The sequence below is a fragment of the Blautia sp. 1033sp1_1033st1_G9_1033SCRN_220408 genome (genome assembly GCF_040929965.1).
GTDB lineage: Bacteria > Bacillota > Clostridia > Lachnospirales > Lachnospiraceae > Blautia_A > Blautia_A ammoniilytica.
In genome coordinates this window covers 1-1007 of the sequence record NZ_JBFKZO010000057.1, presented here as the reverse complement: position 1 = coordinate 1007, position 1007 = coordinate 1, and the positions used below count along the sequence as shown (strand labels likewise).

The window sequence follows — 1007 nt, the reverse complement described above, 5'->3', positions numbered from 1 at the left end:
GAGGTTCCGAAACCATGCCGTCATTTTATCGGAAGAGATAAAGAACTAGAAGAATTATATACCATGCTTGAGGAAAACCGTCATGTTTTTCTTTGCGGAATTGCCGGTATTGGTAAAAGCGAACTTGCCAAAGCCTACGCAAAACATTACAAAAAGCATTACACTAACATTCTATATGTAGAATATACAGGTGATCTTCATCAGGACATTACTGACATGGATTTTATTGATGATCCACCAGAAATCAGCGAACAGGAACGGTTTCAAAGACATAACCGTTTTCTGCGTTCCCTGAAATCCGATACTCTGCTTATCATAGATAATTTTAATGTCACAGCTACACAGGACAGTTTTCTGTCAGTAGTATTAAAATACCGCTGTCAGATTTTATTTACGACCAGAAGTAATCTGAATGAATACTGTACTTTTCAATTAAAAGAAATAAAGGATATAAACATTCTTTTCCAACTGACATCTGCATTTTATTCAGAAGCAGACAAGTATCGTTCGACCGTCGAAAAAATCATAGAGACCGTACACTATCATACTTTTGCTGTAGAACTGGCTGCAAAACTTTTGGAAAATGGAATTTCAACTCCAGGTCAGTTATTAGCAAAACTTCAGGAAGAAAGAGCATCTCTCGATAATGAAGATAAAATTAAGATAATCAAGGATGGTCAAAGCAGTAAAGCCACTTATTATAGTCATATCCATACTCTATTTTCACTATATGCTTTATCCCGAAAACAGCAGGATATCATGTGCAATTTGTGTTTTCTTCCTTACACTGGTATTTCTGCCCGCATATTCGCCAAATGGCTGGAACTGCCTACCTTAAATGAAATTAACGACTTGATTGAAACTGGTTTTGTGCAGACAACTACACGTCACACAATCTCCCTGCATCCTATGATTAAGGAAATTGCCCTTTCAGAGACAAAACCATCTGTAAGTAGCTGTCACATATTACTGGATTCTTTACAGAAAATATGTTTAATGCATGGAAT

The 1007-nt window shown here is 36.4% G+C and carries 1 protein-coding gene; it reads left to right on the top strand.

The annotated features are described in order from the left end of the window. Positions 1–1007: ATP-binding protein (locus AB5916_RS17430; protein ID WP_368192114.1), on the top strand; the 1007-nt coding region annotated here is incomplete at both ends.